Source organism: Streptococcus sp. Marseille-Q6379, from assembly GCF_965119505.1.
The window spans coordinates 100,433-115,586 of the sequence record NZ_CBCPLV010000002.1; the positions used below are offsets into that span (position 1 = coordinate 100,433).

Annotated in this window: 12 protein-coding genes and 1 CRISPR repeat array; of the genes, 10 read left to right on the plus strand and 2 right to left on the minus strand. The window is 39.1% G+C overall.

Annotation, left to right across the window (positions count from 1 at the left end):
* The first annotated feature begins 7 nt into the window (after positions 1-7).
* The 6 genes from casB to cas2e are packed head-to-tail and all read left to right on the plus strand — an operon-like array spanning position 8 to position 4,892.
* Entirely contained in the window at positions 8-601 is a 594-nt protein-coding gene (casB, locus tag ACWPVZ_RS07215) for a type I-E CRISPR-associated protein Cse2/CasB (protein ID WP_454381623.1), read from the plus strand.
* Positions 591-1,658, plus strand: a complete 1,068-nt coding sequence (gene cas7e / locus ACWPVZ_RS07220; protein ID WP_454381625.1) for a type I-E CRISPR-associated protein Cas7/Cse4/CasC — start codon at positions 591-593, stop codon at positions 1,656-1,658. The genes casB and cas7e overlap by 11 nt, the downstream gene beginning before the upstream one ends.
* A gap of 13 nt (positions 1,659-1,671) precedes the next feature.
* Positions 1,672-2,397 carry a type I-E CRISPR-associated protein Cas5/CasD gene (gene cas5e / locus ACWPVZ_RS07225; protein ID WP_024704120.1) on the plus strand — a complete coding sequence of 242 codons (726 nt, stop codon included), beginning with the start codon at positions 1,672-1,674 and terminating at the stop codon, positions 2,395-2,397.
* A gap of 4 nt (positions 2,398-2,401) precedes the next feature.
* Positions 2,402-3,040 (plus strand): type I-E CRISPR-associated protein Cas6/Cse3/CasE, encoded by a 639-nt coding sequence (gene cas6e, locus ACWPVZ_RS07230; protein ID WP_024704119.1) that lies wholly within the window; start codon positions 2,402-2,404, stop codon positions 3,038-3,040.
* A 3-nt stretch (positions 3,041-3,043) separates the two neighbouring features.
* Positions 3,044-3,985, plus strand: coding sequence for a type I-E CRISPR-associated endonuclease Cas1e (cas1e, locus tag ACWPVZ_RS07235; RefSeq protein WP_454381627.1), 942 nt, complete (start codon positions 3,044-3,046; stop codon positions 3,983-3,985).
* A gap of 1 nt (position 3,986) precedes the next feature.
* The gene (gene cas2e, locus ACWPVZ_RS07240) at positions 3,987-4,892 is read left to right on the plus strand and encodes a type I-E CRISPR-associated endoribonuclease Cas2e (protein WP_454381629.1); all 906 of its coding nucleotides are present in this window, start codon (positions 3,987-3,989) and stop codon (positions 4,890-4,892) included.
* Positions 4,893-4,912: 20 nt separating this feature from the next.
* A CRISPR array of direct repeats spans positions 4,913-6,101; the repeat unit is 28 nt; unit sequence GTTTTTCCCGCACACGCGGGGGTGATCC.
* A 709-nt stretch (positions 6,102-6,810) separates the two neighbouring features.
* Here the strand turns inward: cas2e and ACWPVZ_RS07245 are convergent.
* Positions 6,811-8,100 (minus strand): hypothetical protein, encoded by a 1,290-nt coding sequence (locus ACWPVZ_RS07245; protein ID WP_454381631.1) that lies wholly within the window; start codon positions 8,098-8,100, stop codon positions 6,811-6,813.
* Entirely contained in the window at positions 8,090-9,205 is a 1,116-nt protein-coding gene (locus ACWPVZ_RS07250) for a hypothetical protein (protein WP_454381633.1), read from the minus strand. The genes ACWPVZ_RS07245 and ACWPVZ_RS07250 overlap by 11 nt, the downstream gene beginning before the upstream one ends.
* 335 nt (positions 9,206-9,540) lie before the next feature.
* Here ACWPVZ_RS07250 and ACWPVZ_RS07255 point away from each other — a divergent pair, with 335 nt between their 5' ends.
* The 4 genes from ACWPVZ_RS07255 (at position 9,541) to lpdA (ending at position 15,084) form a co-directional block, all read left to right on the plus strand.
* Complete coding sequence (locus ACWPVZ_RS07255; RefSeq protein ID WP_021144192.1) at positions 9,541-10,512, plus strand: thiamine pyrophosphate-dependent dehydrogenase E1 component subunit alpha; 972 nt, start codon at positions 9,541-9,543, stop codon at positions 10,510-10,512.
* Between the two features lie 24 nt (positions 10,513-10,536).
* Positions 10,537-11,535 (plus strand): alpha-ketoacid dehydrogenase subunit beta, encoded by a 999-nt coding sequence (locus ACWPVZ_RS07260; RefSeq protein WP_013990622.1) that lies wholly within the window; start codon positions 10,537-10,539, stop codon positions 11,533-11,535.
* A 235-nt stretch (positions 11,536-11,770) separates the two neighbouring features.
* Positions 11,771-13,153 (plus strand): dihydrolipoamide acetyltransferase, encoded by a 1,383-nt coding sequence (locus ACWPVZ_RS07265; protein WP_070577207.1) that lies wholly within the window; start codon positions 11,771-11,773, stop codon positions 13,151-13,153.
* Between the two features lie 173 nt (positions 13,154-13,326).
* The gene (gene lpdA / locus ACWPVZ_RS07270; protein WP_454381636.1) at positions 13,327-15,084 is read left to right on the plus strand and encodes a dihydrolipoyl dehydrogenase; all 1,758 of its coding nucleotides are present in this window, start codon (positions 13,327-13,329) and stop codon (positions 15,082-15,084) included.
* The last annotated feature ends 70 nt before the right edge of the window (positions 15,085-15,154 follow it).

Consider the following 15,154-nt stretch of genomic DNA (forward strand, 5'->3'; position numbering starts at 1 on the left):
GTAGAGAATGTCACAACAAACTAAACAAACAGTTTGGACTGTTACAAACAGGATTATTTTTAAATTGAGTAACCAAAAAGAGGAAACGTATGATAAAGCTACACTAGCAAAAATTAGGAAAACATTGGGGAAACCCTTGAGTGAAGCAACAGAAATGTGGCCAATTCTGTTCAAAAATTTACCAGAGGAATTTTTAAGTTCTTATCAGCAACCAAGCTATGAGGAATTAGCTATTTATACAGCGCTTCAATTGTATGCATTGCATCAGCAAGGTGTTTCAACAAGTGTGATGCTAGATGATTCTAAGCCCTATGAAAATATAGGTTTTGCACTTGGTAAGCTTAGGAAAGAAGATGATACCACTTCAATTGATAGACGATTCAATACCATGATTACCTCATCAACGTTTGAAGAACTTACTTATCATTTAAGGCATTTGATTTCGCTACTTAAAGTGGAGTCACCAGTGATTCAGGTTAATTACTCTGGCCTAGCAAATGATTTATATTGGTTTTTAAATAATAGTCAAGAAAATGTCCGCCTAAATTGGGCAAGAGCATATTATAAACAAATTAAAGGAGAAAAAAACAATGACAACTGAACAACGATTATTTTTAGATATTCATGCTATTCAAACCTTACCACCTTCAAATATGAATAGAGATGATACAGGTAGCCCGAAAACAGCTCAGTATGGAGGAGTTAGAAGATCTCGCGTAAGTTCTCAAGCATGGAAGAAAGCGATGAGAGAGTATTTTAATACTCATGGTGATCAGTCGAATGTTGGTATTAGAACAAAAGAAATTGTGAGATATGTTGCAGATAAAATAGTAGAACTAGATAGTTCTATCAGTATTGAAGATGCTTTGGAAAAAGCTGATAAAGTATTGATAGCTGCTGGAATCAAGAAAAAAGGTGAAGTTAAAGCACTTTATTTTATGGGTGATAGTCAAGCTAAGAAGTTAGCTCAAGCAGCCTATGACAATATAACACATAAAAAAGAGCTTCAAAAGTTGGCTAATGCAGATCCAGCTATTGATATCGCCCTGTTTGGTCGAATGGTAGCTGAAGATCCAACTCTTAATGAGGATTCTTCTTCTCAGGTTGCACATGCCATCTCCACACATGCTGTACAAACTGAATTTGATTTCTTTACGGCTGTTGATGATTTAGCTCCAGAGGATAATGCAGGGGCAGGTATGCTTGGAACGGTAGAGTTTAATTCTTCTACACTATATCGCTATGCAAATGTTGCGATTCATGAATTATCAAAACAATTAGGAAATGAGGAATCGTTGGAGAATAGTTTATCTTTGTTCATTGAGGCTTTTGCAAAGTCACTTCCAACAGGGAAAGTAAATACATTTGCTAATCAAACGCTACCACAGACTTTAATTGTAACGGTTCGAAGTGATCGTCCGGTTAATCTTGTCAGTGCGTTTGAAGAACCAGTTAAATCAATAGAAGGCTATGTTATTAAATCTATCGATAAACTCGCCAAAGAGTTTATTAAGGTTGAGAAATTTGTAGACAAACCACTTATGACCTTCTATGTTACTTTGCATGAGAGCGACAGTCTAAAACAAATTGGGGAGGAAAAAGATTCAGTTTCAAAATTATTGGAAGATTTTTCAGAAATGATAGCCCAATATATTTAAAAAGGTGAATGCTATGAAGACGATATTGTTGAAATTTGCTGGCCCCTTACAATCATGGGGAACGAGTTCACATTTTGAAACTAGGCATACAGATTTTTATCCTTCCAAAAGTGCGGTAATTGGACTACTTGCTGCTAGTTTAGGTTATAGGAGAGACGAAGATGAAAAAATTCAAAAACTAAATGAACTTGATTTTGCTGTTCGTGTCGATCAGCAAGGAAATCTGTTAAGAGACTTCCATGTTGCACAGAAGTATACAGAAAAGGGTAAATTTGATAGAAATTATGTTACGAATCGGTATTATCTAGAAGACGCTGTATTTGTTGTAGCCCTCTCCCATACAGATGATAGCTTTATAGATATCATTAAAGGTGCTCTAAAAAATCCCTATTTCCAACCTTTTATGGGAAGAAGGGCACTCCCAATAACTGCAGACTTTATCTTAGGTGAGACAGATGTTAATCCATTAGAGAGCCTAAAATCGCTGAAATGGCAAGCTTCTCTATGGTTTATGAAAAAATCTCATGATAAGGATGCTATTTCTTTGGAAGTTTATCTAGATAGTCAATTAGTCAACAAGGATGTTTATCAGCTGAGGCAAGATTATGTTAGGTCATTTTCACAAAAAGGGAGAAGATTTGGTTTTAGATATGAAGTACGTGAATTAATCAGTGTTCAAAATCCTCACTATTTAAATAAGAATACAGAGCATAACATTTTTGAGAGTATAGGAGATTGAAGTAATGTACATTTCTAGGGTAGAAATTGATCGATATAATAGACGAAAGGTTAGAGATTTAACGCATGTAGGAGCTTATCATGCTTGGGTGGAAGAGAGTTTTCCATCGGAATTAGAGCAATCAATCCGTACAAGAAAATTATGGCGAATCGATCGTATTCAAGGTAAGGATTATCTTATTATTGTAAGTAAAGAAAAACCTAATTTACAAAAACTTGAAAAATATGGTGTTGTAGGAAGCGCTCAAACTAAGGACTATCAACATTTTTTAGATAGCATCAAAACTGGTTTTCGAATGAATTTTAGAATAGTGCTAAATCCGGTTATTTCAATTACTTCACCCGATAAATCAAAACGAGGAGTTGTAAAACCGCATGTGACGATTAAACATCAGATGGACTTTCTAGTGAAACAATCTGAGAAAAATGGCTTCTCATTAGTAGGAGAAAGTTTCTCAATTGTTGAACGTGGTTATGAAGTTTTTCAGAAACCAGAAAAACCCATACGACTATCAAAAGTTGTTTACGAAGGAACTTTAACTGTTAGTGATGATACGCTTTTCAAAAAAATGCTGACCGAGGGAGTTGGAAAGAAAAAAGCATATGGTTTTGGCTTGATGACAGTGGTACCACTTGAGGAATGAGTCATGGTAGAAAAAAATGGAGCTAAGAAAACTTCTTTGAGAGAACTACCTAAAATTAGCGATCGTGTTAGTTTTATTTACGTTGAACATGCTAAAATAAATCGTGTTGATAGTGCAATCACAGTTCTGGATAGTAGAGGAACAGTTCGAATACCTGCTGCTATGATTGGTGTATTGTTATTAGGACCAGGTACCGATATTAGTCATAGAGCTGTAGAATTGATTGGAGATACTGGAACCAGTATGGTTTGGGTTGGCGAGCGTGGTGTTCGTCAATATGCACATGGGAGATCTTTGGCACACTCAACAAAATTTTTAGAGAAACAAGCAAAACTTGTCTCAAATTCTCGATTACGCTTAGTGGTTGCACGTAAGATGTATCAAATGAGATTCCCAGATGAAGATGTATCTGCGATGACTATGCAACAACTACGTGGACGGGAAGGAGCAAGAGTTCGAAGAGTCTATCGGTTGCAATCTGAAAAATATCAAGTTTCTTGGACTAAAAGAGAGTACAATCCTGATGACTTTGAAGGTGGTGATATTGTTAATCAAGCTTTGTCAGCTGCCAATGTAGCTTTATATGGATTAGTACATAGTATAGTAGTTGCATTAGGAGCTTCACCAGGTTTAGGATTTGTACATACGGGCCATGATTTATCTTTTATCTACGACATAGCAGATTTATATAAAGCTGAATTAACGATTCCGTTGGCGTTTGAAATCGCAGCTAATTTTACTGAAATTGATGATATTGGAAAGATTGCTCGTCAGAAGGTTAGAGATTCCTTTGTTGATGGTAAATTAATAGTTCGAATTGTACAGGATATTCAATATTTATTTGATCTTGACGATGATGAAGAACTACTTGTCGATACTCTATCTTTATGGGATGACAAAGATATGCTTGTAAAGCATGGTGTTAGCTACAAGGAGGAGCTGTGAGATGCCCTTTACAGTAGTGACATTAAAAAGTGTACCTCCGTCTCTTAGGGGGGATCTCACTAAATGGATGCAAGAGATTGCTATAGGAGTTTACATCGGTAATTTTAATTCTAGGATTCGAGAGAAATTATGGAATAGAATTCAGGCAAATGTTGGTGAAGGAGAGGCGACTATTAGTTATTACTATCGTAACGAGATTGGTTATCAGTTTGATACGATAAATTCCCAAAAATCTGTGGTGGATTTTGATGGTATTCCACTAGTATTAATACCTAACTCAAAGACAACTTCAGAAAATCATCCTAAATTAGGATATAGTAACGCTGCGAAGTCTCGTAAAATAAAACGATATTCTAGTTATAGAGGACCACAAGCTAACTCTTTAAAACCATATGTTGTTATTGATATCGAAACTGATGGCCTAGACGAGAAAAAGAATACAATCATTGAAATTGGAGCAGTCAAGTTTAATGGACAACAAGTAGAGGAATTTAATGCTTTGATTAAGTATGAGGAGAAATTACCTCCTACAATTTTTAAATTGACAGGTATTTCTAAATCCTTATTAGATCAAGAAGGACGTGATTTAAAAGAAGTACTTTCTGAATTCTTATTGTTTATTGGTGATTTAACTTTAGTTGGCTATAATATCCATTTTGATATTCAGTTTATCAATAATAAACTGAATAAATTTGGTTTACCCTTATTAATAAATAAAACTCATGATATAATGAGATATGTCAAGGATGAGAAGTTATTCTTGGATAATTATCAATTGCAGACTGCCCTAAAGTCATATGGAATCGAGGATTCAGTTCCTCATAGAGCTTTGAAAGATGCTAGACTAATCTATCATTTATCAACTAAAGTAAATAAATTTTTAGCTAGAATGAAAGAAAAGTCTTAATTTCATTGGGATCTTTTAGTGTTTTTCCCGCACACGCGGGGGTGATCCCGCAATTGTACGCTTTGCGAGACGAATTATTAAGTTTTTCCCGCACACGCGGGGGTGATCCTACAATCAAGAATATATAAATCAGGTATCCAATGTTTTTCCCGCACACGCGGGGGTGATCCCACTGACTATTCGTTCAATATTCAGACGTTTGCGTTTTTCCCGCACACGCGGGGGTGATCCCGATACTTGAATCTGCTTAACTGACAAGGTGCTGTTTTTCCCGCACACGCGGGGGTGATCCCGGCTTTAGCATCGGATTGGTTAGTCAAATTGAGTTTTTCCCGCACACGCGGGGGTGATCCCGGCTTATCTGTTTTGCTGTTGACAGTAACGCTGTTTTTCCCGCACACGCGGGGGTGATCCTAGCCATGCAGTAGCAACCCCATTATTTTCTAAGTTTTTCCCGCACACGCGGGGGTGATCCCGCATGGAGTTATCCGGCACTGGTAAACTCACAGTTTTTCCCGCACACGCGGGGGTGATCCCACAAGTAATTGTATCGGTTACTACCACTTTGCGTTTTTCCCGCACACGCGGGGGTGATCCCAAGATTGCTAATGGTTTTGATGTAAGTTCTATGTTTTTCCCGCACACGCGGGGGTGATCCCAGTAAAACAATACCCGCAAACATTAATAACCAAGTTTTTCCCGCACACGCGGGGGTGATCCACGGACAATACCGTGCCAAGTCTTGTTTAACAAGTTTTTCCCGCACACGCGGGGGTGATCCTATCTCTTAGAATACACCATAGCATGTAGAAACGTTTTTCCCGCACACGCGGGGGTGATCCCGATCGTACCCATTCCCATCGAGCCAATGGAAAGTTTTTCCCGCACACGCGGGGGTGATCCTGACATTTCCATACGGGTCTGCAATTATATTTTGTTTTTCCCGCACACGCGGGGGTGATCCCAATCGGACACTTTTCCAAGGCTTCGTTATAATGTTTTTCCCGCACACGCGGGGGTGATCCTGTCCGACTTATCCAATCCTTGCTAGACACTGAAGTTTTTCCCGCACACGCGGGGGTGATCCTGTGAAACATCGGATAACGCTCATAATTTACATGTTTTTCCCGCACACGCGGGGGTGATCCTGAGGCTAAAGGTTGGAACGTTGACTATGATGAGTTTTTCCCGCACACGCGGAGGTTATCCTAGACTTCTTCGCTAGATGACGATTTACTTGTTTTTTTCCCGTACATGTGAGTATGATTCTATTAATTAGGAAACGCCTGACTTTAGCTAACAGTATGGTACAATTTAATTGAATTAACAGTGAATTTTTTGTTTTTTTATGGAAAATAATCAATTTACATTTATCCTATAGTTAATTGTTTGCACGTAGATCAGATGTAATCAAGGATTGTTATTGCTCGATTTGAGAATAGGAGCATTTGTTATTATCTCTAATTGTACAATTGTTAAAAAAACAATTAATCTATTTCGGGAGTTTTAAAGATTGTAGATATAGAAAGTATTGGTTTGATGGAGAAACAAACAAAAGTTTAATGCTATCGAATGACATATGATTATGGCATTAATCTGTTTGTATTTACTGAAGATTATGAATCCACACCAGATTTGTTGATTGAAGGTGGGTGTATGATTCAAATACGGCAACATCTAAAAAAGAATTGGGCTGATAGAATTTTTCCAATGGGAAGACGTGCACGAATAAATGGGAAACCTTTTCCACAGTGGAAACTAAAAAATAGATTTTATAAAAGGTAGAAATGCTGTCACACCTTGTCATAGACTATTCCTTATTGTTTTGAGCTGTGTTGTTTCGAATGGTTTCAAAGCAATCGCTTTCTTTTTATATGCACACCAAAAAAAGAGCCGGTGGCTCTTTTTAAATATGATCTTAATAACCAGGTTCAAAGATTTCAATAATTTGAGTCAGATAACCTGCATGTAAACCTATGCGATAGTCAACATTTGGCAAACTCTTTACTAAATCATTCAGTTCTTTATCTTTGTTAACCTTATCAGCCAAAACTGGTAATTCAACAACAAGGAGTTGTGAGTGATCTAGTTGAAGGTAACTACTATTGACCTTGACGTCAGGACGAAGTAGTTTAAATATCGCTCTTTCCGAAGCTTGGAGCAGTTGATATAAATCGAGGTCAGATAAAGGAATCTCACCAAACTGAGGACTGATGTTTATAGCAATATCAATATGGGCAGCTCGCATTTCTAAAATGCGGTTAGAGAGGAAACTAGATATTATTGGATTGCTAAGCCTATCCAAGTTTTCTTGAGTCTCTGGATTACCAATGCTAGCATTGTCCGTTTTATAAATCTCAAGTAGACTAGTAGCTTTGGCAGTATCTTCATTTTCCAAGGCAAGAGAAACCTCCTTGAGATTTTTCTTGAATAAGTCGAAGGACGTTTGCTTTTGCATAATAATCTGGATAAAGGATTTGCTATAGTTAGTCATGGTACCCAACAATTTATGACGTTCTTTGTTAAGTCTATCGATAGATTGTTGGTGGACAGCTTGGTTCCAGTTGTAAAAATCCCATAGTAGTAGGGCAATATAGAGAACTAAGATAACAGAACTATTAGGACTGACCTTGAAAACTATTTCAAATAAATTTTTAGGGTCATTTGCTGTTGGAAGAATACTGTTAAGACCATGGATAACAGTAAAGAAGACATAATAGACAGCTAGGAAGGCAGTGCTTCGCAACCAGTTACGTCTAGCCCAAGCTTCGTCAAGACTACTCATCTGATTTAGGTCTACGGCGAAGATTTTAAGCATTAGGTAAATGATTAATGGTGCTAAGATGTAGGCCAAGATATGTAAGTTAGTGTTGAGGGTAATATCACCTTTGATATGTAAGACATGAGGGATAATGACAATTGAAAGTAGTCGTGTTGCCATATCAAAAAGGATAGTTGGATAAAAAGCGTAAAGCAATCGATGATAGAAAGAACGCTCTTTGACAAGGGCCAAATCGGCAACAAGGAAGAAAAGCGGGTCCACAACGATTTTTACGAGACTAAAATAGGACGCTGCAGCTACATAGGACAAAAATAGAAGTAAGAGGTGTCCTCGTAGTGGCTTAATCTTAGACATAGTCTGGTAGAGGTACCAAATAGAAATGAAACTAACGGCCTGTAAGAGAGGATTGATAATATTAGTAATCATTGTAACCTCCTTTAGTCATGTCAATCTCAATTTGTAAGCGATAAATCCCAGCACGTGTATTTGAAACAATGTTAATGTTTGGATAAGTAGATAGAATAGTATTGACGCGTTTTAGTTCAGAATCAGAGAAATCAGATGTAATAGCTGAATCTTCTTTAGTACTTGAACTTTCAACGACAAAGTGTTGACTATCCTCATCTTTAAAATAAGCATAGCTAAGGTATTTCTGTTCACTATCTTGTGCTTGGTCAATGACATGATCCAAGATAGTTGATAGGACATATACCCAGTCTAAAGGATAAATAGGATAGACGGTAATAGGTTCTGGGACCTCCATACTAACCCAAACATCCAGTTCTTTTGCCTTTAGAAATTTAGCTTCAAAGAGTACCTGTAAATCTGGCAGTTTAATATTTTCTAGTTTGTCTCGATAAAAATGATCAATCTTCTTATCTAGCGGATTCGGTGTCAGTAAGTAGTCAATTAACTCCTGAGCTTCCTCATTTTGTTGAAAACGGATGATATCGTAGAGGTTTTCAGCTTCGTCTTTGATGAAGAGCTCTTGGCTAGTCTTTTTCTGGTACCAGGTATTGATGTTCTGACTTGATTTTTGAAGAAGGAGAGAATGTTCCTCTTGGGCTGCTTGTGTTTGAGCATTGAGGTCTTTTCTATAGAGATTAACCTGCTTAGATAGAATCAGAGCCGTAATGATAAGAAAGGCAATGGTAAAGTGAATGTCTGTTGAAACGAGTTCAGAAGCAAAGTAAATAAAGGCTAAGCTAGAAAGAGCGACAGACGTTGACCTGTACCATGGTCTTGCTTTATCAATTTGCATCATTCGAGAGTAGTCCACCTGAAGAAGGGCACTTTGTGCAAACCAAAGTAAAAAAGCAAGAAAGAGAATAAAGGGACCAGCAAAATAGTAATCCAAGACTGCAGGGAAAAAAATTGGAATAATCAGGAAAATGACCAATCTTACCGTTAAGGCAAAGGTGAAAGGTATGAAGAAAGTCTCCAAAATGGTATGTCTTAGATTTTTGTAGGATTTGGCAGCTAGAAAGAGTACAAGTGCAATAAAACCGGATTTTGGATACAAAATGCCCAAATAACTAGAGGCAAAAATTGCTATACCAGCTAAAATAATAATCCAGTATCTAAGCGGCCTTTGCGTGGTCACCTTGAAGATAATAATTTGTAAAATAAAAGCTATACATGCCGTAAGCCCGTGAATTATGACATCACTCAATATCAAATATTCTCCTATTCGGGTAAAATCTATACAATCATGCTATTATACCATATCACAAACAAAAAGAGCATACGAATTGCCTATAAGTGATAAAGATGTAAGGCTTTTCATTTTTCAAGCATATTTCTTGCCCATTAAGTTTTTTTAACCTATCCTAGATGTATAGTAAAATTTCGATAGAGGAGATCGATATGGTAAAACTTTCTAAAGAGACACATCTTGAGATGTTCACTAAAATGGAACGTATCCGTGAATTTGATTCACGTATTAATAAATTGGTTCGTCGTGGTTTTGTTCAAGGAATGACTCACTTTTCAGTTGGTGAGGAAGCAGCCAACGTTGGAGCTGTTCAACACTTGAGCTATGACGATATCTTCTTTTCAAATCACCGTGGTCACGGACAATCTATTGCCCAAGACATGGATTTGAATAAAATGATGGCGGAGCTTGCAGGTAAGGCGACAGGTGTTTCTAAGGGCCGTGGTGGTTCTATGCACTTGGCTGACTTTGAAAAAGGTAACTACGGAACTAACGGTATTGTTGGTGGTGGTTATGCTCTTGCAGTAGGTGCAGCTCTCACTCAGCAATACAAAGAAACAGGAAATATTGTTGTGGCCTTTTCAGGAGATGGTGCAACTAATGAAGGCTCATTCCATGAGTCAGTCAATATGGCAGCTACTTGGAAATTGCCGGTTATCTTCTTTATCATCAATAACCGTTATGGTATCTCAATGGATATCCATAAAGCAACAAACACACCTCACCTTTATACACGTGCGGAAGCTTATGGTATTCCTGGTTTCTACTGTGAAGATGGTAACGATGTTTTGGCTGTATACGAAACAATGGGCAAGGCTGTTGAGCATGTCCGTGGTGGTAACGGTCCCGCTATCGTTGAGGTAGAATCTTACCGTTGGTTTGGTCACTCAACTGCTGATGCAGGTGTTTACCGTACTAAGGAAGAAGTTGACGAGTGGAAGAACAATAACGACCCAATTATTAAATACCGTGACTATCTCGTTTCTGAAAATATCGCAAGCGCTGAAGAGTTAGATGCTATCCAAAGCCAAGTCAAGGCAGAGGTTGATGCAGCTTATGAGTTCGCCCAAAATAGCCCAGATCCAGAACTTTCAGTTGCCTTTGAAGATGTATGGGTAGACTAAAGAGAAAGGTTGAGGAATACAAGTATGAGTGAAACAAAATTGATGGCCTTGCGTGAGGCAGTAAACCTTGCTATGAGCGAGGAGATGCGTAAAGACGAAAACATCTTCCTTATGGGTGAAGATGTCGGTATCTATGGTGGTGACTTCGGTACATCAGTTGGGATGCTGGCAGAATTTGGTGAAAAACGTGTTAAAGATACACCAATTTCAGAGGCAGCTATCGCTGGTGCAGCTGTTGGATCTGCCATCACAGGTCTTCGTCCAATCGTTGACTTGACTTTCATGGACTTCATCACGATTGCCCTTGATGCTATCGTTAATAATGGTGCGAAAAACAACTACATGTTTGGTGGTGGTTTGAAGACTCCTGTAACCTTCCGTGTAGCTTCTGGTTCAGGGATTGGTTCTGCGGCACAGCACTCACAATCTCTTGAGTCATGGTTGACTCACATTCCAGGGATTAAAGTGGTTGCTCCAGGTAATGCAAACGACGCTAAAGGTCTTTTGAAATCTGCTATTCAGGACAATAACATTGTTATCTTCATGGAACCAAAAGCACTTTACGGTAAGAAAGAGGAAGTGACTCAAGATCCTGATTTCTACATTCCACTTGGAAAAGGTGAAATCAAGCGTGAAGGGACTGACCTTACTATTGTCACATATGGTCGTATGTTGGAACGTGTTCTTAAGGCTGCTGAAGAAGTGGCTGAACAAGGTATTAACGTTGAGGTCGTTGACCCACGTACGCTTATCCCACTTGATAAGGAATTGATTTTCGAGTCAGTTAAGAAGACTGGTAAACTGATGTTGGTCAATGATGCATATAAGACTGGTGGATTCATCGGTGAGATTGCTGCTATGGTTACTGAAAGTGAAGCATTTGATTACCTTGACCACCCAATTGTACGTTTGGCAAGTGAAGATGTTCCTGTACCTTATGCGCGTGTCTTGGAACAAGCGGTTCTGCCAGATGTTGAAAAGATTAAGGCTGCTATTATCAAGATGGCCAATAAAGGAAACTAACTTTCTAGCGACGGTTAAGTGATATGTCTCGCTAGTAAAATGTGTTTCTTGTTTTAACTGTGAGAGTATCGGAAAATATAATTTAAAGTAGAAAGGAGAGGGCGTTAAAGCGTTTGAGTTGATTTGAACTCAAACGAAATGCTTCGGAATTTAGATAGTTTTACTTGTGTGCAAGCACACTAACGTAAAACTCCTAAAATTCTGTCGCATTTTAGCGTTCTTAGTATCATAAAATATGGCTTTTGAGATTATTATGCCAAAGCTTGGTGTGGACATGCAGGAAGGCGAAATCATCGAGTGGAAGAAACAAGAGGGTGATGTGGTTAATGAGGGGGATATCCTTCTTGAAATCATGTCAGATAAAACGAACATGGAACTTGAAGCAGAAGATTCTGGTGTTCTTTTGAAGATTACCCGTCAGGCTGGTGAAACTGTACCAGTTACTGAGGTTATTGGTTATATTGGAGCAGAAGGTGAAGTTGTGGCCGATAATGCTGCGAGCGCACCAGCTACAGAAGCTGCTCCGCAAGTTGAAGAAGTTGCTACTGTGGAAGCACCTGTAGTGGCAGCCCAAGCCCCTGTCGTACACGAAGGTGGCAAAGTACGTGCAACACCTAAAGCACGTAAAGTAGCGCGTGAGTTGGGGATTGACCTCGCTCAAGTCCCAGGAACTGGAGCGAAAGGTCGTGTTCATGCTGATGACGTTGAGAACTTTAAGGGTGCTCAACCTAAGGCAACTCCATTGGCACGTAAGATTGCAAAGGACCTTGGTATTGATTTAGCTACCGTATCTGGAACAGGTTTTGGTGGTAAGATTACCAAGGAAGATGTCCTTGCAATCAGTGCCCCAGCCCAAGTTAAGGAAGCTGCAGCTGCACCTGTGGTTGAAGCTAAGCCAGAAAAAGTCTTGCCAGAAGGTGTGGAAGTTATCCCAATGTCTGCTATGCGTAAGGCTATTTCTAAGGGAATGACGCACTCTTACTTAACTGCGCCAACCTTTACCCTTAACTACGATGTGGACATGACTAACCTTATGGCTCTTCGTAAGCAAGTCCTTGATCCAATCATGAATAAGACTGGCATGAAGGTGACCTTCACTGATTTGATTGGTTTGGCAGTTGTGCGTACCCTTATGAAAGAGGAACACCGTTACCTCAATGCATCCTTGATTGATGATGCGCAAAATATCGAATTACACAAATTTGTTAATCTCGGTATTGCCGTTGGTCTCGATGATGGCTTGATTGTACCGGTCGTTCATGGTGCAGATAAGATGAGTTTGTCTGACTTTGTGGTGGCCTCTAAGGATGTCATCAAGAAAGCTCAGGCTGGTAAATTGAAGGCGGCAGAAATGTCAGGTTCTACTTTCTCTATCACTAACTTGGGAATGTTTGGAACCAAGTCATTTAACCCAATCATCAACCAACCAAACTCAGCTATCCTTGGTGTTTCAGCAACTATTCAGACACCGGTTGTTGTTGATGGTGAAGTTGTCGTACGTCCAATCATGGGTCTATGCTTGACTATTGACCACCGTATTGTAGATGGTATGAATGGTGCCAAATTCATGGTTGATTTAAAACATTTGATTGAAAATCCAATGGAATTGTTGATTTAAGTAAAAAAATATCTGAAAACTGAAGTTTTAAATAGAAAGGAGAGGGCGAACCAGAGGGTATAACTGAACCCGAGCGGAAAGCTTGGAAAATAGACCGTCTGTCTACGTCAGCAGGCTGACGTGTCAGACGCCTAATTTTCAGTCGCTTTCTGGTCGCTCTTGGTATCTTATAAATGGCTTTTGAGATTATTATGCCTAAGCTTGGTGTGGACATGCAGGAAGGCGAAATCATCGAGTGGAAGAAACAAGAGGGTGATGTGGTTAATGAGGGAGATATCCTTCTTGAAATCATGTCAGATAAAACGAACATGGAACTTGAAGCAGAAGATTCTGGTGTTCTTTTGAAGATTACCCGTCAGGCTGGTGAAACTGTACCAGTTACTGAGGTTATTGGTTATATTGGAGCAGAGGGTGAAGTTGTGGCTGATAATGCAGCCGGTGCACCTGTTGCAGAAGCAACTGCTCAATTAGAATCTGCTGGTCTTGAAGTTCCTAAAGCTCCTGCCACAGCTGCTCCAGCAGCTCCTGCAGAAAAAGCACCACTTGCTGATAATGAGTACGATATTATTGTTGTCGGTGGTGGTCCTGCTGGTTACTATTCTGCCATTCGTGGGGCACAACTTGGTGGTAAGGTTGCTATCATTGAAAAATCTGAATTTGGTGGAACATGTTTGAATAAAGGATGTATTCCAACTAAGACCTACCTTAAAAATGCAGAAATCCTTGATGGGCTTAAGATTGCTGCAGGTCGTGGTATCAACTTAGCGTCAACAAACTACACTATCGATATGGATAAGACTGTTGACTTTAAGAACTCTGTTGTTAAGACACTTACTGGTGGTGTTCAAGGTCTTTTGAAGGCTAACAAGGTTACTATTTTCAATGGTCTTGGTCAAGTTAACCCAGATAAGACAGTTACTATTGGTTCAGAAACAATCAAGGGACGTAATATTATCCTTGCTACTGGATCAAAAGTTTCACGTATCAATATCCCTGGAATTGAGTCACAACTTGTGATGACATCAGATGATATCCTTGACTTGCGTGAATTGCCTAAATCACTTGCTGTTATGGGTGGTGGTGTCGTTGGTATCGAACTTGGTCTTGTTTATGCTTCATACGGTGTAGAAGTAACTGTTGTTGAGATGGCTGACCGCATTATCCCTGCTATGGATAAAGAAGTATCACTTGAACTTCAAAAAATCCTTGCTAAGAAGGGCATGAAGATTATGACTTCTGTTGGTGTTTCTGAAATTATTGAAGCCAACAACCAATTGACCCTTAAACTTAATAATGGTGAAGAGATTGTAGCTGATCGCGCCCTTCTTTCAATCGGTCGTGTTCCTCAGTTGGATGGTCTTGAAAATCTTAACCTTGAATTAGACCGTGGTCGTATTAAAGTGAATGCTTATCAAGAAACCTCAATCCCTGGTATCTATGCACCGGGTGATGTAAACGGAACTAAGATGCTTGCTCACGCTGCTTACCGTATGGGTGAAGTTGCAGCTGAAAATGCTATGCATGGTAACGTTCGTAAGGCTCACCTTGACTACACACCTGCTGCTGTATACACACACCCAGAAGTCGCAATGTGTGGTCTTACTGAAGAAGATGCACGCGCTAAATATGGTGATGTCCTCATTGGTAAATCAAGCTTTGCTGGTAATGGACGTGCTATTGCTTCAAACGAAGCTCAAGGTTTTGTTAAAGTCGTTGCAGATGCGAAGTACCATGAAATCCTTGGTGTTCATATCATTGGACCGGCTGCAGCTGAATTGATTAACGAAGCGTCAACAATTATGGAAAATGAATTGACTGTAGATGAGCTCTTGCAATCTATCCACGGTCACCCAACCTTCTCTGAAAACATGTACGAAGCCTTTGCTGATGTACTTGGAGAAGCTATCCATAACCCACCAAAACGTAAATAAAGCTGATAAAATTCTCGGACAAAGGTTCGGGAATTTTTTTATACATTTTCATTTGTATTTATTTGAAAAA